Consider the following 25,259-nt stretch of genomic DNA (forward strand, 5'->3'; position numbering starts at 1 on the left):
AGCGTCGCCTTTTCCCTGGTAAGCGGACAATCCGAAAGCCCGGGTGGCCTGTAAGGCCATGGTCAGTTGATCATAAAAAAAATCTACCTTATTAAAAAATACGTTCAATTTTCTTTATGTCTCGCTTGGTGGCACTATGCCGCCAGGAGGAAATCGAATGTCCGTTCTGATCCTGAAAGCCCGTTCCGCTGCCGCTCGCGTCCTGGTCTTGCCGGCGGCCGACACGTCCGTCACGACGCGCGCCGCCGGCCTGGCCATGGCCGCCGTTGTCGCAGGGTCCGTCTTTTCCGCCGGCTGGGCGGCGGCGGACCTGGTGCTCAGGACGCTTTGATCAGGCGCTCTGGGCAACAGCGCGAGGACGGTCGAGGTCGCGCTCGCCGTCGAACATGTAGTCGCGGGCGAGCGGCACGGCGTCGATCCGCCTGGCCAGCTGCACCTGCATGACCATCAGGTCGCCGTGACGGAAATTCATCTCGCAGGATGCCAGGTAGAATTCCCACATGCGCACGAAGCGCTCGTCATAGAGCCCGGCCATTTCGTCGCGATGCGCCATGAAGCGTTCGCGCCAGGCCTTCAGCGTCTCGGCATAGTGCAGGCGCAGGATTTCGACATCGGTGATCCAAAGGAACGTGCGTTCGGTCGACTGCGTCACCTGCGACAGGGACGGAATATAGCCGCCGGGGAAAATATATTTTTGAATCCAGCTGTTGCTGCCGCCCCTTGTGCCGCAGCGGGCGATCGAATGGACGACGGCGATGCCATCGTCGCTCAAAAGATTTCTTATTTTCGCGAAGTAGGTGTCGTAATTGGCGGGACCGACGTGCTCGAACATCCCCACCGAGATAATCCGGTCGAACCGGTCGTCGAGTTCGCGGTAGTCGATCAGCTCGAACTGTACGCGCCGGGCCAGGCCGGCGGCCTCGGCGCGCCGGCGGGCGACCTCCAGCTGCTCGTTCGACAGGGTGATGCCGGTCACCTCGACATCGGCGGCCTGGGCGATCTCGAGCGCCAGTCCGCCCCAGCCGCAACCGATATCGAGCACGCGCTGGCCGGCCCTGAGGTCGAGTTTGGCGATCAGGTGCCGTTTCTTGGCCATCTGCGCCTCTTCCAGGCTCATGCCGGGGCGCGGGAAATAGGCGCAGGAATATTGCCGGTCGGTATCGAGGAAGGCGCGGTACATCTCGTCCGGTAGGTCGTAATGGTGCGCCACATTCCGGCGGGAGGCCGCGACAGTATTGTATGTGGCGACGGCCTGTAGGACGCGGTGCCACAGCCTCATCCAGGGCGGCGGGGCGGGAATATTGTTCAGGTTTCGGCCGATGACGTCGAGCAGGCCCCACAGCGTCCCGTTCTCGACCGTCAAGTCTCCGTTCATATAGGCTTCGCCGAATGCGAGATAGGGATCGGCCAGAATCCTGGCCGCCGTGTCCTTGCGGTGCAGCCGCATGGTGGCATCGAGCGACGGATTATCGTGGGGAATGGCCCCGTAGGCCCGGGTGGTTCCGTCAGGGTAGATAACTGTAACGCGCCCGGTCTTGACGAGCTGCGTCATCAGGCTGTCGAACATGGTATTCTCTCCGCGTTCACAAACAAAAGCCCGGCTGCGGAGAGAATGACGGCCTAAATGATCAGGAAACAATTAGGATGGTTAAAACCGTTAACCTTCGTTCTCGTAGGGCCGGTCGGTCGTGCGGCCCAGCGGCGGTTCCTTGTCGGCGCCGCGCTTTTTGGTCGGCACAACGGTGGCCGGACCGTTGATCGGGTCGGTCGGGATGATGATCTGTTCCGGTTTTTCGCGAATATCGGACATGACGATGGTCCTCGATAAGGCCCCCTGGCGGTAACTTTACGACTGACGGAATAAGGGCGCGATCCCGAAAGATCGCGCCCGGATGCGTTACTGGATCTTGTCGCGCAGGCGGCCACCCAGCGCAGCGGCGACGCTGGCTATGAAGGCGCCGATCAGCAGAGCCAGGAAGCTGGCGAACGAGAAGCCGACAACGGCCTTTCGCGCCGCTTCGGTGGCAGCCACGGTCTCCGTGGCGGTGCGGTCGTTGCGGGCCGCCGTGTCGGCCGGAGCCTCGGTACCGGTAGCGCTGGCGGCGGCCTGTGCGGCGGCGGGCGCGACTTCGGCGGTGGTGTTGACCGTCGCCGTAGTGACCGAGGTCAGCACGATGACGCTGAACAGGGTGGCGACACCCCAGGCCAGGAAACCGTGCACCGTATCGCGGAAGAAGACTTCGTCGCTATGGGTATCGGCCCATTTGACGCGCAGGCGCCCGGCGATATAGCCGCCGACCAGCGACGATAGCCACTGGATGACGACCAGCCAGATCGCCCAGTTGGTCGTGAAGACCAGGGCGTTGTGGCCGATATCGCGCCAGGCCGACATGGCTGAAAAGCCGAAGGCGGAGCCAAGCGGCACCAGCATCATCGATACGGCGGTGGCGCCGACGGCGCCGCCTATGATCGACGCCCAGTGGATGCCGGACTTCGAGGATTCGAGATTGGGCCCGTCGCTGTGCGGGACGTGGGCCGTGACGGCGTTTGCCGTTTCCATGCGAGCCTCCCTCACCAGTGGAAGAGAAGGGCCAGGATGATAATGACCGGAATCGGCACGCCGAGCAGCCACAGCAGAATACCTTTACCCATTTTGAAAGCCTCCCAAGAAGGTTGATCCTGCTATCAGGGATAAGGTCTTTCGGCCTTTTCCGGAAATATCGGACACGCCGTCAAAACGTAATGCCCGCATAAACAGGTGGTTACACCCTGAAGGCCGACTTAGGCACGTGGGTGATGCGGCAGGCCAGGTCGGCCTCGCCCGAGGCGACGACGTAGTGGTCGCCGGCGTCCGCTATGCCCGTCGTGAAAACCACGTCACGCAGGTACATCTGGTGCTCGATGGGCCGCGTCAGGTCCGGATTGGGTTCCAGCAGGGGCTCGTGGCAAGTGCGCAAAGTCACGCTCGGGTCGTTGCGGTCCACGATCGACCAGTAGGTGCGATAGATGCCGACAATCTCCTTGGGCTCGACGCCATGCCACAGCGACAGCCAGCCGTCCTCGGTCAGGATCGGCGGCGTGCCCCCGCCCATGCGCGCGGTCGCGACCGTACCGGAATGCGGGCGGATGCCGGGCTTGAGGTACGGCTTCCAGAACAGGCCGTCATTGGAGTGCGCCAGGTTGATCGACGGGCCGGCGCGCCATTCGCTGCCGGGCGGATAAGCGAAATAAAGGTCGCCCATCGGCCGTGTCTGCGCCCAGAACTGGTTGTCGATCTTGCCTTCGAAGATCAGCATGTCCTTGTTCTGATGGTCAAGCACGATGTCCTCGAAGCGCCAGTCGAGGCCGTTGTCCGAACTGTAGAGGGTGGTGCAATGCCGCTCCGGGCTGACCGAGCAGGTGGTCATCAGCCAGCGGTCGCCGACCTTCGAGACCCGCGGATCCTCGACTCCGTAGCACTGGACGCTGTTTTGCGGCACGACCGCCTTGTCGTAGTGGTGGGCGACGACCTCAAGGCCGTCGGGCGACAGTTCGACCGGCAGAATCCATGACAGCGAGGTCAGGGCCATGATCTTCCATCCGCCGCCGCGCAGGGTGAATTTGCGCGGATCGGCCGTGTCGGCCAGTTCCAGCAGCCAGGCATCGAGCACATAGCGGCCGTCTTCCCAGCGGATGGCGTGGACATGGCCGTCGAAAATCGGCGTGCGCAACGCCTCGGCGATACGCACCATCATCATCAGGTTGCCGTTGGGCAGGCGCAGCAGGCCGGGATTGAAGGCGCCGAGCACATAGGTTTCGGCTTCGATATGGCCGCGCAAGGGCGATTTCGACAGGTCGATATCGTCGGGGACCAGCACCAGCCGGTCGACTTCGTACGGCCCGCGGGCCTGGGGCGACGAAGCGGTTTGGGGGGATTGGACCTGGCTGTCGGGCATGGCGGCCTCCGATTGAAGCTGCCAGACCATAGTCAAATGCACATAAGGAAAAGACCGCCCGTAGGCGGCCATTCATAAGGAAATCATAGATGCGGCAGGGGAAGTATGCCCCCTGCCGCGATACGCTTCAGGTTTAGCGGAACAGGGCGAGGACCGTACCCGTCGACTGGTTGGCGATCGACAGGGCCTGGACACCCAGCTGCTGCTTGGTTTGCAGCGCCTGGAGCTTGGCGCTTTCCTTGGCCATGTCGGCGTCGACCAGGTTGCCGATACCGGCCTGGATCGAGTCTTGCAGCTTGCCGACGAAGCTGGCGTGGTTTTCCAGCGCCTTCGACGAGGTACCGAGGCTGGCCAGCGACGACGACACGTTGTTGATCGAGGCGTCGATAGTGGTCAGCAGGTTGGCCGCCGAGGTCGCGGTCGTGAAGCCGGCCGCGGCCGAAAGCGTCACGATCGAGCCACCCAGGGACATGTCCTGGCCGGACACCGTGATCTTGCCCGAACCGTCCGAATTGGCCAGGGCGGTAATATTGGCGTTGGTGCCGTTGACCAGGTTGATGCCGTTGAACGTGGCGTTCGACAGCGTCTTGGTGATCTGGTCGCGGATCGACTGGAAGTCGTTGTTCAGGGCCGTACGCGACGTCGTATCCAGCGAGGTATCGGACGCGGCGAGCGCCTTTTCCTTCAGTTGGGTCAGCATGTCGGAGACCGAGGAACCGGCCGACATGGCGACATCGACCACCGACGAACCGCGCGACAGCGAGTCCTTGACAGCGTCAAGCGACGAAACGGTAGCGCGTTGGGTCTGGGCGATGGCGTAGGCGGCACCGTCGTCCTTGGCGCTGGCGACTTTCAGGCCCGTCGAAATGCGGGTCTGGGTGGCCATAAGGTCGGACGAGGTGGCGTTCAGGTTCTGCAGGGCGATCATCGCCCCGACGTTGGTATTCACGGAAGAAGACATTTCGTCTTGTCCTTCGTTTTGAAATGCCGGGCGACATTTTGTCGACCGGAGGCGTTTTGCCCAGGTCGAATATGAACGTTTAAGGCTAAATCTCCCTTAAGATCGTGAAATAAAACGCACTCAGCTACCGTTTTTTGCATGCAACCGTTTGCCTTAAACCCTTATTAAAAATGGTTTACAGAATGCACTGCGGTAATATATTGCTATTCACGCGATGCATGTTGTAGCTCGTGCGGCACATCTAAGGGTTGCCTGACGAAGGAAGGGGAGCCGTCAAACCGTGATCTTTTCGCATCGCTGCGCTGCCGATTGTTTTTGCTTTGCAAAAAAAATTCGTGAACGGAAATGCCCGCTACGGGTGTTTCATATCCTCCGCATCAACCATGTGGTTGTCGCTTTTGTGTCATAATCTATTGATTTAAAAAATATTTCTTGGAATTTTTTCCGAGACAAAATTATCGCTTTTACCAATTCCGCCCCAAACACATCGAATTTTTATGGCGCGTTAATCACTGTGCAACTGCGAAATAACGGTGTATCGTCCCTTTAACCGACAACCTCTGTCCCTTGCCAAGGAGAGTGTGTGATGCCGATTGAGGCTGTAGCCGGGCATGCCCGGAACAGGCGTGTTCCATCCGGACGATCGTCTGTCAGTGTGCGCCGTGCCATAGGCGATGTCGTCGTGCGATCCGCCGATATAGTTATCAGCCTGGCGGCGCTGATCTTCCTTTTACCCGCGCTTATGGCGATTGCGATCCTGGTAAAGATGCAGGACGGTGGTCCGGTGCTGTTCGCCCAGACGCGCATCGGGCGCGACATGCGCGAATTCAAATGCCTGAAATTCCGCAGCATGCGCATCAATGCCGCCGACCTGCTGGCCAAACTTCTGGAAAGCAGCGCCGCGGCCCGCGCCGAATGGGCGGCCGACCACAAGCTGAAGACCGATCCCCGTATCACGCGCCTGGGCCTGTTCCTGCGCAAGACCAGCCTCGACGAACTGCCGCAGCTCTTCAACGTGCTCAAGGGCGATATGAGCCTGGTGGGGCCGCGCCCCATCGTCCAGGCCGAGGTCGCCAAGTACGGCAAGTCGATGCGCCACTATACCTCGCGCCTGCCGGGCATTACCGGCCTGTGGCAGGTCAAGGGCCGCAACGATGTCTCCTATCGCCGCCGCGTGGCGCTGGACCGGTTGTTCGCCCGCAAGTTCTCTCCCGGTCTGTATGCCTTCATCCTGATCCTGACGGTCCCGGCGGTGGTCCTGCGCAAGGGCAGCTACTAGCCTTCCATCCAATTCGATCCTGTCGCGCCGTCGGGGTTTCACGCCGACGGCGTTTCAGTTTTTGCCCGTCAGCTCGCGGATGATGTCGATCTCGCGCTGGCGGTAAGGCGTGCCGTCGGCATGGAATAGGTCGTGGAACCACACGGTCGGTTCGCGGTCCGTATAGGGGTGCTGGTACGAATCCCACGGGAAGCGCGTCTGGGTCTTCCCGTCGACAAAGCCCCAGTTGTACATGGCGACGTGGTATTGCTTGCCCAGCGGCAGCGAGCCGTCGATCGTCGAACCGGCGCCACGCGCCATATATTCGGTGCAGAAGACTGGGCGGCCGTACCGGACCATCTGTTTGATGCGGTTCTCGAATTCCTCAGGCCAGCTATAGGAATGAAAGCTGAGGATATCCGACTGGTCAAGCTGGGTGCGCTGGATCGAGGTGAGAGCGGCTTCGTTGGTCGGCGACCAGTCGCCGCCATCGAACACCCCCGAGGTCAGGGGCTGCGTCGGATCGACGCTGCGCGCCCATTGATAGACCTGGGGCAGCAGGTCCGCGACCAGCTTGGCGTCGTCGGCATTATGGATCACGTCGGTGCCGCCTTCGTGCGGCTCGTTCCACACGTCCCAGCCCAGGATGCGATCATCCTTGGCGAAGACGCCGACCACGCCCTTCACATAGGCTTCGAGCTCGGGATAGTCGCTCTTGTTCTTGAGGCGGTCTATGCCGGGACTCTGTACCCAACCGGAATTATGCAGGCCGGGGCGTGGCGCGGGTTGTTTTCCAAGTTTCGGATGTGCATCCCAGCAGGAATCGAACAGGACGAACAACGGCTTGATATGGTGTTTCGCGGCGATGGTCAGAAAAGCGTCGATGCGCTTTTTGAAGCCCTCGGAATCCTGCGTCCACAACTGGTCCTGCAGAAAGACGCGCATGGTCGTCATGCCGGTATTTTCGGCCAGGCCCAGCTCCCAGTCGATTTCCTTCGGATTGAAGGTGTCGGTCTGCCACATTTCGAGCTGGTTGATGGCGTCCTTCGGAATGTAGTTGCTGCCGACCGGCCAGGTCTGCCTGGCGTACCAGGTGTTGGCCTGGTCGGCTGTCCATTGCGGACGCGCCTCGGCCGTGGCGGAAAAAGCGAGCGTGGCGAGCACAGCTGCGAAAATTTTCGTCTTCATACCGTCGGTTCCGGCTATAAGGAGCGTCTGATGGGAGCGCTGCCATGCGAACTGTAATCGTTTTCCTTATCATGCTGTTTGCCGGCGTGTCGACGGCCGAGGCCGGGAACCCGATCGTGCCCGGTTGGTACGCTGATCCGGAAATCCGCATCTTCGGCGGCCAGTACTGGATCTACCCGACCTATTCCGCCGACTATGGCACGCCCGACCGGTCGCCGCGGTTCACCTCCGGCCAGCAATGGCAGCGCGCGCAATCCGACCGCGTGTGGGCGCCTTTCCTGAGCCAGACCTTCTTCAATGCCTTTTCGTCGCCCGACCTGGTGCACTGGACGAAGCACGAGCATGTGCTGGACGTAAAGGATGTCAGCTGGGCGGCCTATGCCGTGTGGGCGCCGTCGGCGATCCAGGCAAACGGGCGCTACTACCTGTTCTTCGGCGCCAACGACATCAAGGACAACAACCAGTTGGGCGGCATCGGCGTGGCCGTCGCCGACAAGCCGGAAGGGCCGTTCCGCGATGCGCTGGGTCACCCGCTGATCGGGCAGATTCATAACGGCGCACAGCCGATCGACATGATGGTCTTCCGCGACGACGACGATCAGGCCTACATGATCTATGGCGGCTGGAAACACTGCAACATTGTGCGGTTGTCGAAGGATTTGCTCAGCGTCGAACCTTTCTCCGACGGCACCACCTATCGCGAGATCACGCCCGACAAGGACTATGTCGAAGGACCGTTCATGATCAAGCGCAAGGGCGTCTACTACCTGATGTGGTCGGAAGGCGACTGGACCGGGCCGGACTACCGCGTCGCCTACGCCACGGGGCCGAGCGTCACGGGACCGTTCACGCCGAAGGGCGTCATCCTGCAGCAGGATCTGACCGTCGCGCGCGGCGCCGGACACCACTCCGTCGTCAATATTCCGGGGACGGACGACTGGTATATCGTCTATCACCGCCGGCCCTTGACCGAGACCGATGGCAACCACCGCGAACTGGCGGTCGAACGCATGGAATTCAATGCCGACGGCACGATCCGGCCGGTGAAGATCACCAATGAGGGCGTTGCGCCGCGGCCTTTAAAGGCGCGTTAGGCGCACGGCCTGCCAGGGCTTCGACGGCAGGGGCAGGGTCGGGCGCGCCGGATCGCCGAAGTCGTATGCGTTCAGCCTCGCCATGGTGAAGGTGCCGGCGACCGGCGTCACCGTCATGGCCCAGGTGTCGAGAATATCGGCGCGGAAGACTTCGCCGCCGCTGAGGCCCACCTTCGGCAGGACGACGGGCCATGATGGCGGCGTCTCCGGCCCGAAATAGCGCAGATAGTATTTGCCGGGCTGCCCGCCGAGATGCCGGTCCCACCACTTGTCGATCGGATCGATCGGCGGCGCGTCGCTTAAGGCCGATTTCAGGAAGGCGAGGCGCGGGGCGCTTTCGCCGTAGAGCTTTCCGCCCTTGCCCGCCCACGAAGCATCGGGGCCGGCGTTTTCGGGCGTCAGGGTCTCGCTGTGGCCGGCATAGGTGCCGCCGATTGTGGCATACCAGAAACGCGACACCATCTCCTGTCCGCGCAACCGGCCCCAACGCGCCTCGACATGGCCTTCGTAACAGATCTCGTCGAAGACGACGGGCTTCTCCCACATGTCGCGATAGATTTCGGCGCGGGTATCGTCTGTGACGGCCGACCCGTTCTGTACGCTGGCATGGGTGATCCAGGGTTTGCGGTTGTCGTAGAGCACATGACAGTTATGGATCGAGCGCAGCCGGCCGTGCGGGTCTTCGGCCTGCACGACTTGCAGCAGATGGTCGAAATCGGCCGTATTCTTCGACTTCACCAGGTCGAACTCGTTGGCCATCGACCACCACACATTGCGAAAGGCTGACAGCCGCGCCATCACATAACGCAGATAGAGTTCGTCCTGGGCGCGCGTCATCTCCATCCAGCCGTGGCGGCTGTCATAGGGATGGAAGAGGATGATGTCAGCCTCCACGCCTATGGCCTGGAGGCGGCGGATACGGTCTTCGAAACGGCGAAAATAAGCCGGATTGAAGCGTTCCGGATCCCAGTCGCGGTCGCCTGGGCCTGTTGCGGCGAAGGGTTGGATCGGCTCGGCGGCGACGTTTGGAAAGACGCACATGCGGATCTTGTTGAACGGGGAAGCCGCCAGCGTTTGCAGGGTTTCGCCGCAGCGCGCATCCGGTTGTTGCGCCCAGGCATAGGCGGTGGTGCCGATCTGGATAAAGCGGCCGCCATCGGCATAATCGAAATGATAGCCGTCCGGGCTGACGGTCACAGGACCATGATTGCCGGCGGACGGCGCAATCGCCGTGAAGGCGCCGGTCTTGCCGTTCAGTCCCGGATCATGGCTTGCGCAGGTCCAGGTCCAGTTTCCGGCCTGCGGCGGGGAAAAACGGATGCGATAGACGCCGTTCCCATCGTAGAAGCCCGGGACGGTAACGGTCGTGCCGCCATTTTGAAAGATCGCCGCCAGGGTGACATCGACAAACGGATTGCCGGTCACAGGCCCGTTCAGTGCGATCTCATACAGACCCCACCGTTCGACCGTCGTCGCTGGTGGCGCGAAAGCGCTGCTGCCAAGTGCGATCAACGGCAGTCCGGCGGCCAGAACGGAGCGGCGACGCAATGTCATGGAAATCCCTGCGGCAGTTTTTCGCAGTCTAAAGCGAGATCCGAAAAGTGTGACGCACTTTTTGGATCGCGCTGGCACAGGACACAAAAAAACCGTGCCCGGGATGACTCCCGGGCACGGTCCTTGATGACTGTATTCGTGGCTTAGACGAAGTGGAAGTCGCTGGCGTCGACCGTCGGGCTGCCGCTGAAGGTCGCGATAGCGATGGCGGCGTGGCTGCCCGTGCCGTCGTCGTCCCAGTACAGGGTGTGCGTCGCGGCATCCCAGATGAACTGGGCCGAGGTGCCCACCGCAGCGCTGCCCGCGGTGAATTCCGAGGCCGTCAGGCTGTGGCCGGCCGCGAAGCCGTAGTCCGAACCCGTGAACACCAGCTGGTCGGTGCCGTGGACGAAGTCCTGGATGTTGTCGGTGCCATTGACGGAGGCCGCCGAGAACATGAAGGAGTCCGCGCCGTTGCCGCCGATCAGGGTATCGTTGCCGCCGTTGCCGACCAAGGTATCGTTGCCGTCAAGGCCCGACAGGACGTTGTTGCCCGAGTTGCCGAAGAGGAAGTTGTCCTCGGTATTGCCGGTGGCGTTGATGTTACCGGTGCCGAGCAGATCCAGTTCTTCGACATTGGTCGGCAGGGTGTAGGTGACCGAGCTCCAGACGTCGTCCCAGCCGCCGGCGTCGGCAGCGTTGGTTTCGATGATGACGTCGCTGGCACTGTTGATCCAGTAGACATCGTCGCCGTCGCCGCCGATCAGGGTGTCATGGCCGCCGGCCGTGGCATCGAGGGTATCGTTGCCGGCCAGGCCCGACAGGATGTTGTCGCCCGAGTTGCCGTAGAGGTAGTTGTCGCCCGTATTGCCGGTGCCGTTGATGTTGGCGGTACCGAGCAGGTCCAGCTCTTCGACGAAGGTCGGCAGGGTGTAGGTGATCGACGAGGCAACATGGTCGTAGCCGCCGTCGTCGTGACCCGGGGTCGACTGTTCGGAGACGACGTCGCCGGCATTGTCGACATAGTAGTAGTCGTCGCCCGAACCGCCCTGCATCGAGTCGGCGCCGCCGCCCCCTTGCAGGGTGTCGTTGCCGGCATTGCCGATCAGGGTGTCGTCGCCGGCCAGGCCGTTCAGATAGTTGTTGCCCGAGTTGCCGAACAGGTAGTTGACGCCCGCATTACCGGTCGCATTGATGTTGCCGGTGCCGAGCAGGTCCAGCTCTTCGACGTTGGTCGGCAGGGTATAGCTGACCGAGCTCCAGACGTCGTCCCAGCCGCCGGTGGCGCTGGCGTCGGTTTCGATGATGACGTCGCTGGCATTGTTGATCCAGTAGACATCGTCACCGGCGCCGCCGATCAGGGTGTCGGTGCCGCCGGCCGTGGCGTCGAGGGTGTCGTTACCGGCCAGGCCGCTCAAGACGTTGTTGCCCGAGTTGCCGTAGAGGTAGTTGTCTTCGGTGTTGCCGGTGCCGTTGATGTTGGCGGTGCCGAGCAGGTCGAGCTCTTCGACATACGCGGTCAGGGTGTAGGTGATCGAGGATTCGACCTGGTCCCAGCCCGTTCCGGCCGCGTCTTCGACAACCACGTCGCCGGCGTTGTCGACATAGTAGTAGTCGCTGCCGTCGCCGCCGACCATGCTATCGGCGCCGCCGCCCCCTTGCAGGGTGTCGTTGCCGGCATTGCCGATCAGGGTGTCGTCACCGGCCAGGCCGTTCAGATAGTTGTCGCCCGAGTTGCCGAACAGGTAGTTGACGCCCGCATTACCGGTCGCGTTGATGTTGCCGGTGCCGAGCAGGTCCAGCTCTTCGACGTTGGTCGGCAGGGTGTAGCTGACCGAGCTCCAGACGTCGTCCCAGCCGCCGGTGGCGCTGGCGTCCGTTTCGATGATGACGTCACCGGCATTGTTGATCCAGTAGACATCGTCACCGGCGCCACCGATCAGGGTATCCTTGCCGCCGGCCGTGGCGTCGAGGGTGTCGTTGCCGGCCAGGCCGCTCAAGACGTTGTTGCCCGAGTTGCCGTAGATGTAGTTGTCTTCGGTGTTGCCGGTCGCGTTGATGTTGGCGGTACCGAGCAGGTCGAGCTCTTCGACATTGGCGGTCAGGGTGTAGGTGATCGAGGATTCGACCTGGTCCCAGCCCGTGCCGGCCGCGTCTTCGACGACCACGTCGCCGGCGTTGTCGACATAGTAGTAGTCGCTGCCGTCGCCGCCGACCATGCTGTCGGCGCCGCCGCCGCCTTGCAGGGTATCGTTGCCTGCGCCGCCGATCAGGGTGTCGTTACCGGCCATGCCGTTCAGGACGTTGTCGCCCGAGTTGCCGAACAGGTAGTTGTCGCCCGCATTACCGGTCGCGTTGATGTTGGCGGTGCCGAGCAGGTCCAGTTCTTCGACATTGGTCGGCAGGGTGTAGCTGACCGAGCTCCAGACGTCGTCCCAGCCGCCGGTGGCGCTGGCGTCGGTTTCGATGATGACCGTGCTGGCGTCGCTGATCCAGTAGACATCGTCGCCGGCGCCGCCGATCAGGGTATCATGACCACCGGCCGTGGCGTCGAGGGTGTCGTTGCCGGCCAGGCCGCTCAAGACGTTGTTGCCCGAGTTGCCGTAGATGTAGTTGTCTTCGGTGTTGCCGGTGCCGTTGATGTTGGCGGTGCCGAGCAGGTCGAGCTCTTCGACATTGGCCGTCAGGGTGTAGGTGATCGTCGATTCGACCTGGTCCCAGCCGGTGCCGGCCGCGTCTTCGACGACTACGTCGCCAGCGTTGTCGACATAGTAGTAGTCGCTGCCGTCGCCGCCGACCATGCTGTCGGCGCCACCGCCGCCTTGCAGGGTGTCGTTGCCGGCATTGCCGATCAGGGTATCGTTACCGGCCATGCCGTTCAGGACGTTGTCGCCCGAATTGCCATACAGGTAGTTGTCGCCTGCATTGCCGGTCGCGTTGATGTTGGCGGTGCCGAGCAGGTCCAGTTCTTCGACATTGGTCGGCAGGGTGTAGCTGACCGAGCTCCAGACGTCGTCCCAGCCGCCGGCGGCGCTGGCGTTGGTTTCGACGATCACGGTGCTGGCGTCGCTGATCCAGTAGACATCGTCGCCGTCGCCGCCGATCAGGGTGTCGTGGCCGCCGGCCGTGGCGTCGAGCGTATCGTTGCCGGCCAGGCCCGACAGGATGTTGTCGCCGCTGTTGCCGTAGATGTAGTTGTCGAGTTCGTTGCCGGTGCCGTTGATATTGGCCGTGCCGAGCAGGTCGAGCTCTTCGACGTTCGCGGTGAGCGTATAGGTGATTTCGCTCCACACGGCGTCGTAGCCGCTGTTGGCGTTTTCAATCACGATGTCGCCGGCGTCCTTGACCCAGTAGCGATCATCACCGGCGCCGCCGTACAGGAGGTCGGTGCCGCCTTCACCCACCAGGGTGTCGTTGCCGTCGTTGCCGAAGATGGTGTCGTCGCCGACTGTCCCATCCAGATAGTTGCTTCCGCTGTTATCGTTAATAACTGCCATTTCAAATCCTCCCCGCTCGGGAAAAAAAATTAGATCCGTGAACGTCAGACACGCATCGTCAAATGTGTGGACAGCACGATGTTCACCTGAACAGGGTGCAAAAACAGCGCTATGCTTCCGTCAGGACATAACGCTTACGCAACTACTATAGTAAAACTTGTGATAGCGTCACAGGCGCCGAAATCCCCCTCACGGAATTTACGGTGCGGCTGGCACGCTGACCCACCTCGCCCTCAGCTTAGCCTTAATATCCCGCATTGCAAAGTGATTAGTTTGTAACAAACCCGTTCTTCAACTGACGGGGGAAATTTAAAAAGGGAATGCGTCCGGCAAGTGGAACAACGGAAAATATCGCACCGCAATATTAGCCGATTACGGGCATCGGGAAAAGGGCATTCAAAATTTCGGCGAACCTGATCGCGGCGGCCGTCATGGGCGTCGCGCCGGTGCCCAGCGCACCTGCGAGCGCCGGAAGATGACGCGGCCGCTTCAGTCCTTGGCGGCGTAGGGAAGGGTGTTGAAATGTACCGGCCCGTGTCATGAGGTGGCCATTGCTTGCTGTGTGGCTCCAGATAAGTCAATGATCGCAAGAAAATGGCACGTTATAATCGTTTCGACCATTCCTATGCTTTATTCGTATTGCACTGTTCCAGTTTAGTGGATAAGTGCCGGGTAGTCTCTTTTTTGATTCTCGGTGATTTATGGAAGACAAGCAGAATTTGACCGATATGGTCGTGGAAATTGTTACGGCGTTCGTCAGCAACAATGCCGTTCCCCCCACCGAGTTGCCCAGCCTGATTGGTAATGTCCATAAGGCGCTGGCGGGCCTCGGCACGGGCGAAGAGGTAAAGGCCGCCGAGCCGCTGGCGCCGGCCGTGCCCATCAAGAAATCGATCGGCCAGGACTTCATCATCTGTCTTGAGGACGGCCGCAAGTTCAAGTCGCTGAAGCGCCATCTGCGGACCAAATACGGCATGAGTCCGGAAGAATACCGCGCGAAGTGGGGCCTGCCGAAGGATTACCCGATGGTCGCGCCGGCCTATGCCGAAGCCCGCTCCAACCTCGCCAAGCAGATGGGGCTCGGCCAGGGCGGCCGCAAGCAGCCGGCGGCCAGGCGTGGCCGGCGGCCGGCGGGCGCCGCGTAAGAGGCAGCATCCGTTTCGAACGTCAGCGGCGCCGGAGGTTTCCGGCGTCGTTTTTTTGTCCTTGAAAGCGCGGGTGCAGCAAATATCGCCCTGCGGAGACGCATGGGCCTGCCGGTCCGGTTGACTGGATTTCGGGGAGAGCCGCGGCGGAATGGTGGCGGACGCAGTCCGGCCCTAGGCAGCCTCGGCTACCGTCTCGACCTGTTATGGCGCCGGAACAGGGAATTCAAAAAATTTTGGCGGGGTTGACCTCCAATCGCTCGCGCGCCCCAGGCTTCGTTGGCAGTTGCTGAGATGCGGGCGCCGCCGGTAACAGGGTGGTAGGCTTTAAATCGCCTTGGACGAGCCTATTCAATTCCCTGTTTCCTGTCCCAAGGTCGCGCGTTCAGTGGGATAGGGGCATCGCTACGTGGGACGATGATGGCCTCAAGTGGGATGAAAACGTCGCTTGGTGGGACGGCCGTCGGCCAAGCGGGATGACGGTCCGCTTCTCAGTTTATTGAGTGAGACCGCCGCGGCCTTGATCGAGCAGCGTAACGAACCTGTGGGACGGCCTGGGATACGGTCGGTGGTCCGTTTAAGCCAGTTCGGCGTACACCTGGTTGATCAAAACGATTTCGCTGACGACCGTCGTAAGTGGAATGCCGTAGCGGATTGCGTTACGTACCTGTCGAGCCGCATCAGCTATAACGCTATCGCCGCAGTCTTTGATGGCCTCGAGGACTGTCTTGGAGATGCGATCGAGTATGATTACAAGACGATTGCTTGCTTTTCGATCCAATGCAAGTCAATGATCGCAAGAAAATGACACGTTATAATCGTTATGGCCCGGTGGTATGCTTTATTTGTATTGCGCCGGATCAGCTTAGTCGATATGGGGCGAGACAGTCTCGTTTTTGATTCTCGGTGATTTATGGAAGATAAGCAAAATTTGACCGATATGGTCGTCGAAATTGTTTCCGCGTTTGTTAGCAACAACGCGGTTCCGCCCACAGAACTGCCGAGCCTGATCGCCAATGTGCACAAGGCGCTTACCGGTCTCGGCAATGGCGAAGAGACCAAGGCCGCCGAGCCGCAGTCGCCGGCCGTTTCGATCAAGAAGTCGATCGGTACCGACTTTATTATCTGCCTGGAAGACGGTCGCAAGTTCAAGTCGCTGAAGCGCCATCTCCGTACCAAGTACAATATGAGCCCGGAGGAGTACCGGGCGAAGTGGGGCCTGCCGAAGGATTACCCCATGGTGGCGCCCGCCTATGCCGCTGCACGCTCCAACCTCGCCAAGCAAATGGGCCTGGGCCAAGGTGGCCGTAAGGCGCCAGTCCCTAAGCGTGGCCGAAAGCCCTCTGGCGCCGCGTAATACGCGACATCCGCTTTGAACATCAGCGGCGCTGGAGCTTCTCCGGCGCCGTTTTTTTGTCGTTGAAAGAGCGCGCACGGCAAGCATTACTCAGCCTGCGAAAGGACGCAGCCATGACTGACGAGGACAATTGCCCTTACCTGTCCACCCCGGAGACTGATCCCAAGGTGGTGACGGAATTCAACGTAACCCTGCTACCGCCTGTCGCGGGATGCATGGATTTGGAAATCCGGTGTGATGGTGAGCTATCGCAGATCTGGACGAGTTACATCTATCCGCCCTTCGAGAAAATGAAGGCATGGTTGGAGGCCATCGCCCTAGGTGAAGCGGCGGAATTGCACATCGACCCTGAAGGAGGAATGCACCATCTGTACGTCACGTCCTTTACCCGTCAAAGCGACTGGGTGCGGTATTCGTCCTGGCTCCAGACTGATGGATTTAATACGTTCCGCCCCCACCTCCCCATCCGAAAAACCGTTATCAAAGGTCAATACGGAGAGTGGGTCATGACAGGTTCGGTGGACCTGACGGCGGACGTTGTCATGCCGAGACGTCAGTTCGTTTCTGCCTTTTACAACGGTCTGCTGGCGCAATGGGAAAAGCCCACACCAGAGTTGTTCTGGCGAGAATGGGATAATACCACGCCGGAATGGTATAAGGAGGATGGCGTCGACGAGGCCACTGGCCAGCCGTACGGCGCTTGGCACTTTTCGATGCAGTCGGACATTATCGACCGGTTTCTGGCGGAAGGAGCTCAGACCTCTCAAATCTCTTAGCCCTTCTTAGTAAGGGATTAGAGGGGCTTAGGCGGGCGTTAATAAGGGTCGGTTTGTCCACTTTTGGGGACAAAAACGGTATCATAGGGCCGGCTTATGCTTAAGGGGCTTATGTATTCGCCAAAGTCGATTTGAGACCAAAAATATTTTCACCAATGGAGGCTGGTGATTCGGTCGCGAGGACTGATCATCCGCCTTTCTATGCTGGCGCCAATTTCTTTTGTCTGGCAAGCAGTCGCAAGATGTTTTGAGCTAAGAAGCTTTAAGAGGCTCTAAGAGGCCTTTAAGCCCCAGTTTAAACGACAGTATTTTGTCGGCTGCGGGCGATTTGCATTTTGAATTGCGTTTCCGGATCATTGCGTCGTCTATTTAGAGGACATGATCGTGGAAACGCAGCTTCCTACCAAAAACATCGTCGAGCAGCCGGTCTCGGCGCTTCGGCCGTATTCCGGCAATGCCCGGACGCACTCGAAGAAACAGATCAAGCAGATCGCCGCCAGCATCACGCGCTTCGGCTTCACCAACCCGGTTCTGGTCAGTGACAACGGCGAGATCATCGCCGGTCATGGCAGGGTCGAGGCCGCCAAGCTCCTTAGGCTGCGGACGGTGCCGACGCTCGCGCTGTCGCATCTGACGGCTGCTGAACGCAAAGCTTACGTGTTGGCGGACAACAAGCTGGCGCTGAACGCGGGCTGGGACAAAGAGATTCTGGCGCTCGAGTTCCAGGGCCTGATCGACATGGAGTTCGACGTCGAGGTGACGGGCTTCAGCCTGGCGGAGATCGACTTTATTATCGATGACGCGGCCGCGGCCAGCCCAAATGGACCTGACGCCGCTGACGATGCCATCCCAGAAGCCAAGGCCGAGGTAGTCAGCCGGGCAGGGGACGTCTGGTTGCTCGGCCGGCACCGCCTGGTCTGCGGTGACGCCCGTAATCGAGATGACTACGTCAGGCTCCTTGGCAATGAAAAGGTCGACCTGGTGTTCACCGACCCGCCCTACAATGTGCCCATCGATGGTCACGTCTGTGGACTGGGTAGCGTGCGCCATCGCGAGTTTGCCTTCGCCAGTGGCGAGATGAGCGAGAGCCAGTTCACAGAGTTCCTGGCCTATACGCTCGGCGCCGGCGCTGCGGTCATGAAAGACGGCGCCATAGCCTTCGTCTGCATGGACTGGCGCCACATGGGTGAACTGATGACCGCCGGCAAGCGCGTCTTCACCGAGATGAAGAATCTTGTGGTCTGGAACAAGACCAACGGCGGCATGGGCACCTTCTATCGATCGAAGCACGAGCTCATCTTCGTGTTCAAGCAGGGCCAGGGGCAGCACACCAACACCTTCGGCCTTGGCGACACCGGCCGCTATCGGACGAACGTTTGGGACTACGCTGGCATCAGCTCGATTAGCAGCAGCCGCAATGAGGAGCTCGGCATGCATCCGACCGTGAAGCCGGTGGCTCTCATTGCCGATGCCATCAAGGACTGCTCCAAGCGGGGCGAGGTTGTCCTCGACATGTTTGCCGGCTCGGGCTCGACCTTGATCGCGGCCGAGAAGACTGGCCGCTCCGCCCGCCTTATCGAATACGATCCGCAGTACTGCGACACGATCGTCGCCCGCTGGCAGACCTACACCGGCAAGAAGGTCAAGCTCAGTGGTACCAACAGCAGCTTCGATGATGTCGCCGACGAGCGCCTGACCGGCTTGGTGACGGAGGTTGCGCAATGAGCGGGGACAACAAGGACGACAAGGTCGGCTACGGCAAGCCGCCGGTGACCGGCCGGTTCAAGAAAGGGCAGTCCGGAAACCCCAAAGGCCGACCCCGAAAGAAGAAGGATCCATCAGTCGTATCGCTGGCGGACCAACCCACGGAACAGGCGTGGAGAAAAGAAGTCTATAAACCTGTGACAGCCAAAACCGCGTCTGGCACCGTCACGATGCCTTTCAATGAAGCTTTGATACAAAAGCAGATGGCCATGGCGCTCGGCGGCAACCGCCTAGTTCTGAAAGACATGATGCAGCGAATCAAACACCAGGAGGAGAGTGAAGCTGAGCGGCGGGCGCAAGCCAGTCAGGATTGGTTCGACATCAAACGCGCCCAGCAGCAGCGGTTAGATGACGCCCGCCGCCGCGGCGAGTCGGATGTCCGGCTATATCCTCATCCCGACGACATCGTCCGCGACCGCAAGACCGGCGATTGGGACTTGGTCGGGCCGTTCGAGGAGGAGCAGATTTGGTACTTCGAGATGTGGAGATCGATTCAGCATCTGCTGCTGATATGGAATGAGCAATATCGCCGCTTGGGTCGCTCGGGCAGTTTGGAAAAGGAGATCCAGATGGAAGCCCTTGTCTGGATGATCGAAAACCAGCTGCCGCCAAGTTATAGGCTTGAGGAGCATTCCTGGATTGAGGCAATTGTGCGCTACGACCGGATGAGCGAAAAAACTCTATCGATTGCCGAAAAGACGCAGACATCTGCGATAGTCGCGTTGCGGCCCCATGCGCAGACCGATGTTTGTCTTCCAGAGGGTGCCTTGTTGCATCTACGGGAGATTGCGACTGGTATCGCTGAAACCTTGGCCCAAGTAGACTGAATTTTAAGAGCTGTTGGTGGCGGCGATGTTTCCATTGCTGCCTCACAATCAAAATTTATCAGCCCACCTGCATCAAGACTCCGACGATCGGCATATGAATGTAAAGGCGATCACACGGTCTGCCGGTCGCGGTTGCAATCGCCTCTGCATAAAGGGCAAGCTGTCCGCCGTAGCTCAAAGCTTTCTCGGACCATTTATCCCGTGAGCCTGGAAAACTCTTGTGGTCCAGAACCACGTATCCGTCATCGTCCTCGCCGAGTAAATCAATTCTGCCAGACACGAGCTGATCTCCAATTCGAGCGAATATCGGAGCCTCTCTATAGAGGCGAACGTTTGGCATCTTGATCTGAAGATGTGCGTTGAGCCGATCGCAGGCGCCCAAAACGTCCGAGGAGCGCACCTCCGAAACCTGCCACCGGCCAAGTATGCCCTCCGCCCGCCGTAATCGCTCACCTGGTTCCATAGTTCTGTCGTCCGCCGCGAATACAGCGTGCACGGCTTCACCTAGCTTGGCCATGTCCGGCGACCCTGTGATCGGCAGACGTGGTCCCAATGAGATGTTCTCCAATATGGAAAATATTTTGGTGCCGTTTTCGCTGCTCGGCCGACGGTGGAGAGGGGCACGCTTAATAACCGTTCGCGAAACCCTCACGTGCGCGGGACGGGCCGGGGCGTAAGAAAGCGTGTCGTCGATAGCCATTGGGTTGACACGTGCTCCAAATCGCTCCGTACCAACGACAATTTCATTTTCTCCACCGTTCGGAAGATGAAGGTGGTTGGTGCCGTCAACGTCAAGGACACCTAGCCAATTGAGATCTCCCCTACTTGGCGGGGCGAACACGACGTAGTCGCGGGCACGCGTTAGGCCTACATATAGAAGTCGCGTTTCTTCTTCTCTTGCGCGCTTCGCCGCAAGCTGACCTATGGTAGACGTAAGTGCTGTCTCATCGAGTGACACATCTTTGCTCTGGGAAGCGTACGGCCAGGGCCAATAGCGGATCCACCTATTTGACAGCGGATTGCGCCAATCCAGTTCGCCATCGACTTCGGCCACGGGTTCGAATAAGCGCGCTTTAGGCTCTCGGTTAAGTCCGGTCAGAACGACAAGCGGCCATTCAAGTCCTTTCGCCCCATGGTACGTCATCACCTTGACGGCGCCGCTCTGCAGACTCTTCGGGCGCTGAGGATCGTCGCGATCCAATGCTAGAATTAATCCCGACGGGGTCGCTGGCGTCCCCGCGCCTTTACAAAGTTGTTCGAAGCTTCGCGCGAAGCCGCGGAGAGCTTCAAGGTCTTCGAGCCTTGTGTCGGGATTTCCCCAACCTTCAACTCGACGTGTGACTTCGGGCAACAATATGATCGCGTCGAGCAGCTCTGCCGGCGTCAATGCGATAACTCTATTTCGCATAGCTGCAAGTTCGGATGATATTGGCACAGCACCTTCGAGAGCGTCTCTGTCGTCGGCGCCCGCGGCCTGCAGCCATCCATCCGAAGTCGGATCATCCGAAAAAAATCTAGCAAGCTCCGCGAGCGCGAGTCGATCTGTTGGATCGGCAACCCATCGAAATGCAGCCAACACCAACTCGACATGGGGCGTTCTGATCAGACCATCCCGCTCCACCGCCACTTTCACTCCAAGCGAGCTCAATGAAGAGGCGATCCTCGTAACATCGGCATTACTGCGACAAAGAACAGCGATATCACCTGCTTCCACTGCTCGAACCTGTTCGGCCGATTTGTCGAACACCTTCCAATCTTCGGTTTGAGCTAGCGCGTCGCGAATTCCAGCGGCCAAAGCTGCAAACTGTTCCTCAACTTTGCCATCTAGCCACCAGACCGCGAAAGGCGAATGCTTGAAGCCTTCCTCCCGCCGCGCGGTCCCACTGAACGAATGGTCTGCGGCTTCCAACCCCATGGCCGAAAAAGCCGGTTCGAAGGTCGCGTTAACGAGCCGAATTATACCGTCGCGACTACGATAGGACGTCGAAAGCACGTCCTGTGGTGCCTTTGACAGTTTGGCAACGCCGTCGAAAGCAGCTTGTGTGAGAACGCAATCCGCATTGCGGAATCCATAGATTGCCTGTTTGGGGTCTCCCACCCACGTACTCTGATCCACTAGGCCTGCCATCGCGGTAAAGATCGCAATCTGCAGCGGACTCGAATCTTGGAATTCGTCGACGAAAACCCGGCTAATCCTCTCGCTAAGCGTTTCCGCCATCTTGTCATCATGAAGCACTTGGAGGGTCAGTGCTTCTTGGTCGACGAAGTCCATCAATCCGCGCTGCGCTTTGTAATCCTGATAGGCAGTTAGCGCTTCGGCAGCACAAGCAAATAGGGTATCGATGAACTGCTCGCAGTGTTGGCGCAAGCGCGGATGTTCCGGGTGTCTAGCCGCTGCGGCCACCACTGTAGCCAGTGCATTATCGAATGCGGCGCCGTCCTTTGTCTTAGCACATTTGACTTTTGATAGCCGGGCCCAATCAGGCCAAGATATTGGTTCGTCATGGGAGAACGCGGCGTTCGCCTGACGAAGCAACTTTACTGAGCCGGTTGCAGTTGTGCTCGGGCTGGCGGGAATTGTCGCTACTGCCTGTCTTACGGCATTTGCCAAAGCCCCATCCAGGTGTTTGCCGTCGCCTTGGATTGTCGGCAACAGAGGAAGGAACGATTTCTTTGAAAGCTCCGCTGATCGCTTAAGGCCATCGGCATTAAGTCCGTTCGAGCGGGCAAGTTCGATCAATCGCCTAACCGTGGTTCGCCAGTCGGATCGCTCTGCGTCCTGTTGCCGCTTCGGTTCGAAATACCCGAATAACTCGGCAAGTTCATTCAGCGTCGGCGCATAGTTTTCGATTGCGGAGCTGGCCGCAACTTCAAATATCCGCCTGATTCCTTCTTCGGGAATGATTTCCGCGCGGGGCGACCGTCCGAGATCCATTGTGTGTTCGGAAACAATTTGACCGCAGATAGAATTCACGGTCCCAAATCTAGCACCGAGAAGTCGCGACGCCTTCACCGCCTGGCCCGTTTTGAAAAGATTGGCTCGGGATCTTTCGATCAGTTCGTCTGCTGCTTTGACTGTAAAAGTGGTCGCTACAATTTCCTCCGGCTCGCGGCTCTTCACCTCTTCAGCTATTGCGCTGACAATGCGGGTTGTCTTGCCGGCGCCAGCCGACGCGACCACGGTCTTTATGCGTAAATCTGACATCAGTTATTCTCCGCGGCAACGCGACAAAGGCCGGTCATTTCACAATAGGTGCAGGGTTCCTTTTTGGCTTCAAATCCAAGGTCAGATGGAAAATGCGCTTCCGCTCCTTCCACACCAGCAGCAACCGCGATTCCTTGCTGAGCAAGATCTCGCCAACCTTTCCATGTTGCGACAACGGCATCCCAAGTATCGCTGAGGGACCGTGTTGGCTCAATTTCGTCATCAGCCAGGAAGCTGCCTGTTGGTGCGATCAGGCGTCTCTGATTCAGAAGGTAATATGCCCCCGTGACCGCCGAAGTTTCGCTGCCATCAGCGATGGCTCCGTAGGTTGCCAACTGAATGGCGTTGCCATCCTTCAGTTCCGCGCGGCGTCGCTTATCGCTCTTGGTCCATTTCAAATCGACGACGCCGACGCCATCGGAAGGATGTCGCACGACCATATCGAGACGGCCGGTCACGGACAGCCCATCTGCGAAATCCATGTCCCGTTCGAGTTCGGTACCAACGAGCTCAATGCCTCGCTTCTCGAGAATGCGACTTAGATGGGCCAGCGCTTGCGGCACCTTCACCTTGGCCCGAGCCAGCTCTGCCGCGAATTCGGGTTGTAGAAGTGGCGCAGCGATAGCCGAAACAAGATCATCGAATTTATCCGACGCTTGAACACGGACTATGTCGCTAACTGGAGTAACGCCTGCTTGGAACACCTGGTTGGCGATCTCGTGAGCAAGGTTGCCGAGCAGTTGGTCGGCTCCAGGGATTTCCGCAAAACGTCCCGGCGACAATCGCAACACGTCAATAAGCAACCACCGCATTTGGCAATCGATTAGGCGTTCGAAACTGGTTGCGCTTTCCTTTCTGTCTTGGAGCTTCGACGCAATTGTCTCCGGTAGAGACCATTGTCCCCTAACTTGTGGAGGCTGAATTACGGATATTGGCTCTCTTGCCAATTTGCGGCCGGCGAAAGTTGGCGACGCATCGTCCAGCAAGGTTTCGGCGCGCCAACTAATTTTGGAACTTGGCTTGATAAGCAGTGGTTGGAGTTGGTGCGCTAACGGATGGCTTGTTGTCTCTTCATTGCCCGACAGGGCGGGGCGCACAAAAATTATGCGCTCGTGAGCCATCTTTACGACGTTCGCATAGTTCCAGCTTATACGGGCAGCCTGCTGTGCCGAGCTTTCGAGTGTGCATCCGGCCGAAGCCAAAGCTTCTAGTTCACGTTTCGACCATGGTGCCGGTCTTATGCGATCCCCAGGGCCTCGAAAATTCCACCAGATGATACGTCGTGCGGGAGCCCAAACAGCATCTGGTCCGGCAACACTGCGGAGCCCGCCGGCAGTTGCAACATGTCCTGGGTTTGTGGCGCCTTCGGCCAAAACCTGCTCTATTAGGCGGTCTATCGTCAACGCCGGCAAAACATCCTGGCCTAGCATCTCAATTGCGTCGCCCATGGCGCTTGCAGCCGTGGCCACGGAAAGCAAAAGAGGATCGCCCTTTCCGCCGTCTGTCTGTATTGCCCAATTACCGACTCGGCCGGCAATGGTGCGTGCAACAGAGGCCGGCATGCCTTCAGTTCGACGATGAGAGGTGGGTGTTGTCCACTCTTTCCAGCGCTTTAGCCGCTCAGCGATTTCTTTTTCCGCAACATCACTATCTTTGAAGCGGTCTTGGAGGTTGGTCTCGATCTTCGCCCAGGCTCTCGTCCAGGCGCCGCCACCCTGACCAGGCTCACGACTTAGCGCATAGGCCAAAACATGGGCCGCGTATTTTCCGATCGGAGGTCGGGGCAGCAGGAGGAGATCAAGTAATGCATTGGCATTGAACGGAGCCCAGCTTGCCGCAAATGCCATCGGTAGGACCTGCAATGCGCCGCGCCATGGGGAGGGGGCCGACTGACCGAGAAGGGGCAGGCCGCGCGCCGCGAGTGCCTGGTCGAGTAGGGCAGTATCCCCGTCCGGGTCGACCACCAAGGTGTCAGACAGTTCGTCGTCGGTGCCGCTAGCTAGCCAGTCTGCAATTGCCTCTGCAGCCATTAAGGAGGTGTCGGCCTCCAGCATGACGAAAGTGCCGTCCGCGGTTAGAGGCTCAATTTTCCCGGTACTAATGAAGTTCTGAGCGCGCGATAGGTCTCCTTCTCGAGAACCTTCATATGCTTTCGATTCAATGATCGCCACATTACATGCTTCTAACGCGATGAGCAGGCGCTGATATTGAGGCGGCAGCAGTTCCCTCGGCGTTACAAGGTGTACCTCTTGAAGGGCAAGCTTCGGAGAAGTTCTTAGGCTTCCGATAGCCAGGCAAAGGCGGTCGGCGAAACCAGCTGGAATCACCAAGCCCTCGTTCTCAATAGACGCGAGGTCATCGATCCGCTTCGCTCCTGTCGGCGATCGATCCCAGCCGGCGGCGATAAGGTCGTCGCGCCACGCGAGAAGCGTTTGAGCCGTAGCCCATGGGTCGCTGTCAAACGACTCCGAAAAGAAGCAGGAGCCTCGTGACGAGAGCGACTGAATTTTTTTGGCGTAGGCAGCAACGCGGACCGCCTCATTGCTTATCGGTCCCGTGAGCCCCAGTTGAATCTCAAGGGCTCGCAATAGGCCACGGGGACCAACGACGCTCGCGTCGACGGCGCCCTGACCCTGCCCCGGAAAATCAGGGAACACAGCTCCGTCGCAACCAACACCAAAATATATTTGCATTGCTGCCCCCATCGACGCACGCGAGA

At 59.5% G+C, this 25,259-nt stretch carries 18 protein-coding genes; 8 read left to right on the plus strand and 10 right to left on the minus strand.

Annotated features, from left to right (window positions below):
- Positions 1-157: 157 nt before the first annotated feature.
- Complete coding sequence (locus AB8717_RS01820; protein ID WP_443749325.1) at positions 158-331, plus strand: hypothetical protein; 174 nt, start codon at positions 158-160, stop codon at positions 329-331.
- Here AB8717_RS01820 and AB8717_RS01825 read toward each other — a convergent pair whose 3' ends face one another.
- From AB8717_RS01825 to AB8717_RS01845, 5 genes are all read right to left on the minus strand, one after another.
- Positions 332-1,567 (minus strand): class I SAM-dependent methyltransferase, encoded by a 1,236-nt coding sequence (locus tag AB8717_RS01825; protein WP_443749326.1) that lies wholly within the window; start codon positions 1,565-1,567, stop codon positions 332-334.
- A 90-nt stretch (positions 1,568-1,657) separates the two neighbouring features.
- Complete coding sequence (locus tag AB8717_RS01830) at positions 1,658-1,810, minus strand: hypothetical protein (protein WP_443749327.1); 153 nt, start codon at positions 1,808-1,810, stop codon at positions 1,658-1,660.
- 87 nt (positions 1,811-1,897) lie between these two features.
- On the minus strand, positions 1,898-2,560 hold the full coding sequence (locus tag AB8717_RS01835) for a hypothetical protein (RefSeq protein WP_443749328.1): 663 nt from the start codon (positions 2,558-2,560) through the stop codon (positions 1,898-1,900).
- 202 nt (positions 2,561-2,762) lie between these two features.
- On the minus strand, positions 2,763-3,935 hold the full coding sequence (locus AB8717_RS01840; RefSeq protein ID WP_443749329.1) for a glycosidase: 1,173 nt from the start codon (positions 3,933-3,935) through the stop codon (positions 2,763-2,765).
- Positions 3,936-4,068: 133 nt separating this feature from the next.
- Positions 4,069-4,896, minus strand: coding sequence for a flagellin (locus AB8717_RS01845; protein WP_443749330.1), 828 nt, complete (start codon positions 4,894-4,896; stop codon positions 4,069-4,071).
- A gap of 655 nt (positions 4,897-5,551) precedes the next feature.
- On the opposite strand from AB8717_RS01845, the gene AB8717_RS01850 reads away from it, so the two are divergent.
- Positions 5,552-6,175, plus strand: coding sequence for a sugar transferase (locus AB8717_RS01850; protein ID WP_443749331.1), 624 nt, complete (start codon positions 5,552-5,554; stop codon positions 6,173-6,175).
- Between the two features lie 54 nt (positions 6,176-6,229).
- Here AB8717_RS01850 and AB8717_RS01855 read toward each other — a convergent pair whose 3' ends face one another.
- Positions 6,230-7,342 (minus strand): cellulase family glycosylhydrolase, encoded by a 1,113-nt coding sequence (locus AB8717_RS01855; protein WP_443749332.1) that lies wholly within the window; start codon positions 7,340-7,342, stop codon positions 6,230-6,232.
- A 44-nt stretch (positions 7,343-7,386) separates the two neighbouring features.
- Here AB8717_RS01855 and AB8717_RS01860 point away from each other — a divergent pair, with 44 nt between their 5' ends.
- A complete protein-coding gene (locus AB8717_RS01860) occupies positions 7,387-8,436 on the plus strand; it encodes a glycoside hydrolase family 43 protein (RefSeq protein WP_443749333.1) in 1,050 nt (349 codons plus the stop codon).
- Here AB8717_RS01860 and AB8717_RS01865 read toward each other — a convergent pair.
- Entirely contained in the window at positions 8,422-9,990 is a 1,569-nt protein-coding gene (locus AB8717_RS01865) for a DUF5060 domain-containing protein (protein ID WP_443749334.1), read from the minus strand. The genes AB8717_RS01860 and AB8717_RS01865 overlap by 15 nt on opposite strands.
- A 143-nt stretch (positions 9,991-10,133) precedes the next feature.
- Positions 10,134-13,466 carry a beta strand repeat-containing protein gene (locus AB8717_RS01870; protein WP_443749335.1) on the minus strand — a complete coding sequence of 1,111 codons (3,333 nt, stop codon included), beginning with the start codon at positions 13,464-13,466 and terminating at the stop codon, positions 10,134-10,136.
- Between the two features lie 701 nt (positions 13,467-14,167).
- Here AB8717_RS01870 and AB8717_RS01875 point away from each other — a divergent pair.
- The 5 genes from AB8717_RS01875 (at position 14,168) to AB8717_RS01895 (ending at position 19,335) form a co-directional block, all read left to right on the plus strand.
- Positions 14,168-14,611, plus strand: coding sequence for a MucR family transcriptional regulator (locus tag AB8717_RS01875; RefSeq protein ID WP_443749336.1), 444 nt, complete (start codon positions 14,168-14,170; stop codon positions 14,609-14,611).
- 913 nt (positions 14,612-15,524) lie between these two features.
- Positions 15,525-15,968 carry a MucR family transcriptional regulator gene (locus AB8717_RS01880; protein WP_443749337.1) on the plus strand — a complete coding sequence of 148 codons (444 nt, stop codon included), beginning with the start codon at positions 15,525-15,527 and terminating at the stop codon, positions 15,966-15,968.
- A gap of 113 nt (positions 15,969-16,081) precedes the next feature.
- Positions 16,082-16,744 carry a hypothetical protein gene (locus AB8717_RS01885; RefSeq protein ID WP_443749338.1) on the plus strand — a complete coding sequence of 221 codons (663 nt, stop codon included), beginning with the start codon at positions 16,082-16,084 and terminating at the stop codon, positions 16,742-16,744.
- 384 nt (positions 16,745-17,128) lie between these two features.
- A complete protein-coding gene (locus tag AB8717_RS01890) occupies positions 17,129-18,469 on the plus strand; it encodes a site-specific DNA-methyltransferase (RefSeq protein WP_443749339.1) in 1,341 nt (446 codons plus the stop codon).
- The gene (locus AB8717_RS01895) at positions 18,466-19,335 is read left to right on the plus strand and encodes a DUF5681 domain-containing protein (RefSeq protein WP_443749340.1); all 870 of its coding nucleotides are present in this window, start codon (positions 18,466-18,468) and stop codon (positions 19,333-19,335) included. The genes AB8717_RS01890 and AB8717_RS01895 overlap by 4 nt, the downstream gene beginning before the upstream one ends.
- A 58-nt stretch (positions 19,336-19,393) precedes the next feature.
- Here AB8717_RS01895 and AB8717_RS01900 read toward each other — a convergent pair whose 3' ends face one another.
- Together AB8717_RS01900 and AB8717_RS01905 are read right to left on the minus strand one after the other, a co-directional pair.
- Entirely contained in the window at positions 19,394-22,540 is a 3,147-nt protein-coding gene (locus tag AB8717_RS01900; protein ID WP_443749341.1) for a UvrD-helicase domain-containing protein, read from the minus strand.
- Positions 22,540-25,233, minus strand: a complete 2,694-nt coding sequence (locus AB8717_RS01905; protein WP_443749342.1) for a RecB family exonuclease — start codon at positions 25,231-25,233, stop codon at positions 22,540-22,542. The genes AB8717_RS01900 and AB8717_RS01905 overlap by 1 nt, the downstream gene beginning before the upstream one ends.
- Positions 25,234-25,259: the final 26 nt, after the last annotated feature.

Source organism: Asticcacaulis solisilvae, from assembly GCF_052327315.1.
GTDB lineage: Bacteria > Pseudomonadota > Alphaproteobacteria > Caulobacterales > Caulobacteraceae > Asticcacaulis > Asticcacaulis solisilvae_B.

What these genes read in the sequence shown, in the direction of transcription:
- AB8717_RS01820 (WP_443749325.1), top strand. Translation starts at nt 158, where the DNA reads ATGTCCGTTCTGATCCTGAAAGCCCGTTCCGCTGCCGCTCGCGTCCTG.
- AB8717_RS01905 (WP_443749342.1), bottom strand. Translation starts at nt 25,233, where the DNA reads ATGCAAATATATTTTGGTGTTGGTTGCGACGGAGCTGTGTTCCCTGAT.
- AB8717_RS01845 (WP_443749330.1), bottom strand. Translation starts at nt 4,896, where the DNA reads ATGTCTTCTTCCGTGAATACCAACGTCGGGGCGATGATCGCCCTGCAG.
- AB8717_RS01830 (WP_443749327.1), bottom strand. Translation starts at nt 1,810, where the DNA reads ATGTCCGATATTCGCGAAAAACCGGAACAGATCATCATCCCGACCGAC.
- AB8717_RS01900 (WP_443749341.1), bottom strand. Translation starts at nt 22,540, where the DNA reads ATGTCAGATTTACGCATAAAGACCGTGGTCGCGTCGGCTGGCGCCGGC.
- AB8717_RS01875 (WP_443749336.1), top strand. Translation starts at nt 14,168, where the DNA reads ATGGAAGACAAGCAGAATTTGACCGATATGGTCGTGGAAATTGTTACG.
- AB8717_RS01870 (WP_443749335.1), bottom strand. Translation starts at nt 13,466, where the DNA reads ATGGCAGTTATTAACGATAACAGCGGAAGCAACTATCTGGATGGGACA.
- AB8717_RS01865 (WP_443749334.1), bottom strand. Translation starts at nt 9,990, where the DNA reads ATGACATTGCGTCGCCGCTCCGTTCTGGCCGCCGGACTGCCGTTGATC.
- AB8717_RS01825 (WP_443749326.1), bottom strand. Translation starts at nt 1,567, where the DNA reads ATGTTCGACAGCCTGATGACGCAGCTCGTCAAGACCGGGCGCGTTACA.
- AB8717_RS01860 (WP_443749333.1), top strand. Translation starts at nt 7,387, where the DNA reads ATGCGAACTGTAATCGTTTTCCTTATCATGCTGTTTGCCGGCGTGTCG.
- AB8717_RS01855 (WP_443749332.1), bottom strand. Translation starts at nt 7,342, where the DNA reads ATGAAGACGAAAATTTTCGCAGCTGTGCTCGCCACGCTCGCTTTTTCC.
- AB8717_RS01880 (WP_443749337.1), top strand. Translation starts at nt 15,525, where the DNA reads ATGGAAGATAAGCAAAATTTGACCGATATGGTCGTCGAAATTGTTTCC.
- AB8717_RS01895 (WP_443749340.1), top strand. Translation starts at nt 18,466, where the DNA reads ATGAGCGGGGACAACAAGGACGACAAGGTCGGCTACGGCAAGCCGCCG.
- AB8717_RS01835 (WP_443749328.1), bottom strand. Translation starts at nt 2,560, where the DNA reads ATGGAAACGGCAAACGCCGTCACGGCCCACGTCCCGCACAGCGACGGG.
- AB8717_RS01840 (WP_443749329.1), bottom strand. Translation starts at nt 3,935, where the DNA reads ATGCCCGACAGCCAGGTCCAATCCCCCCAAACCGCTTCGTCGCCCCAG.
- AB8717_RS01885 (WP_443749338.1), top strand. Translation starts at nt 16,082, where the DNA reads ATGACTGACGAGGACAATTGCCCTTACCTGTCCACCCCGGAGACTGAT.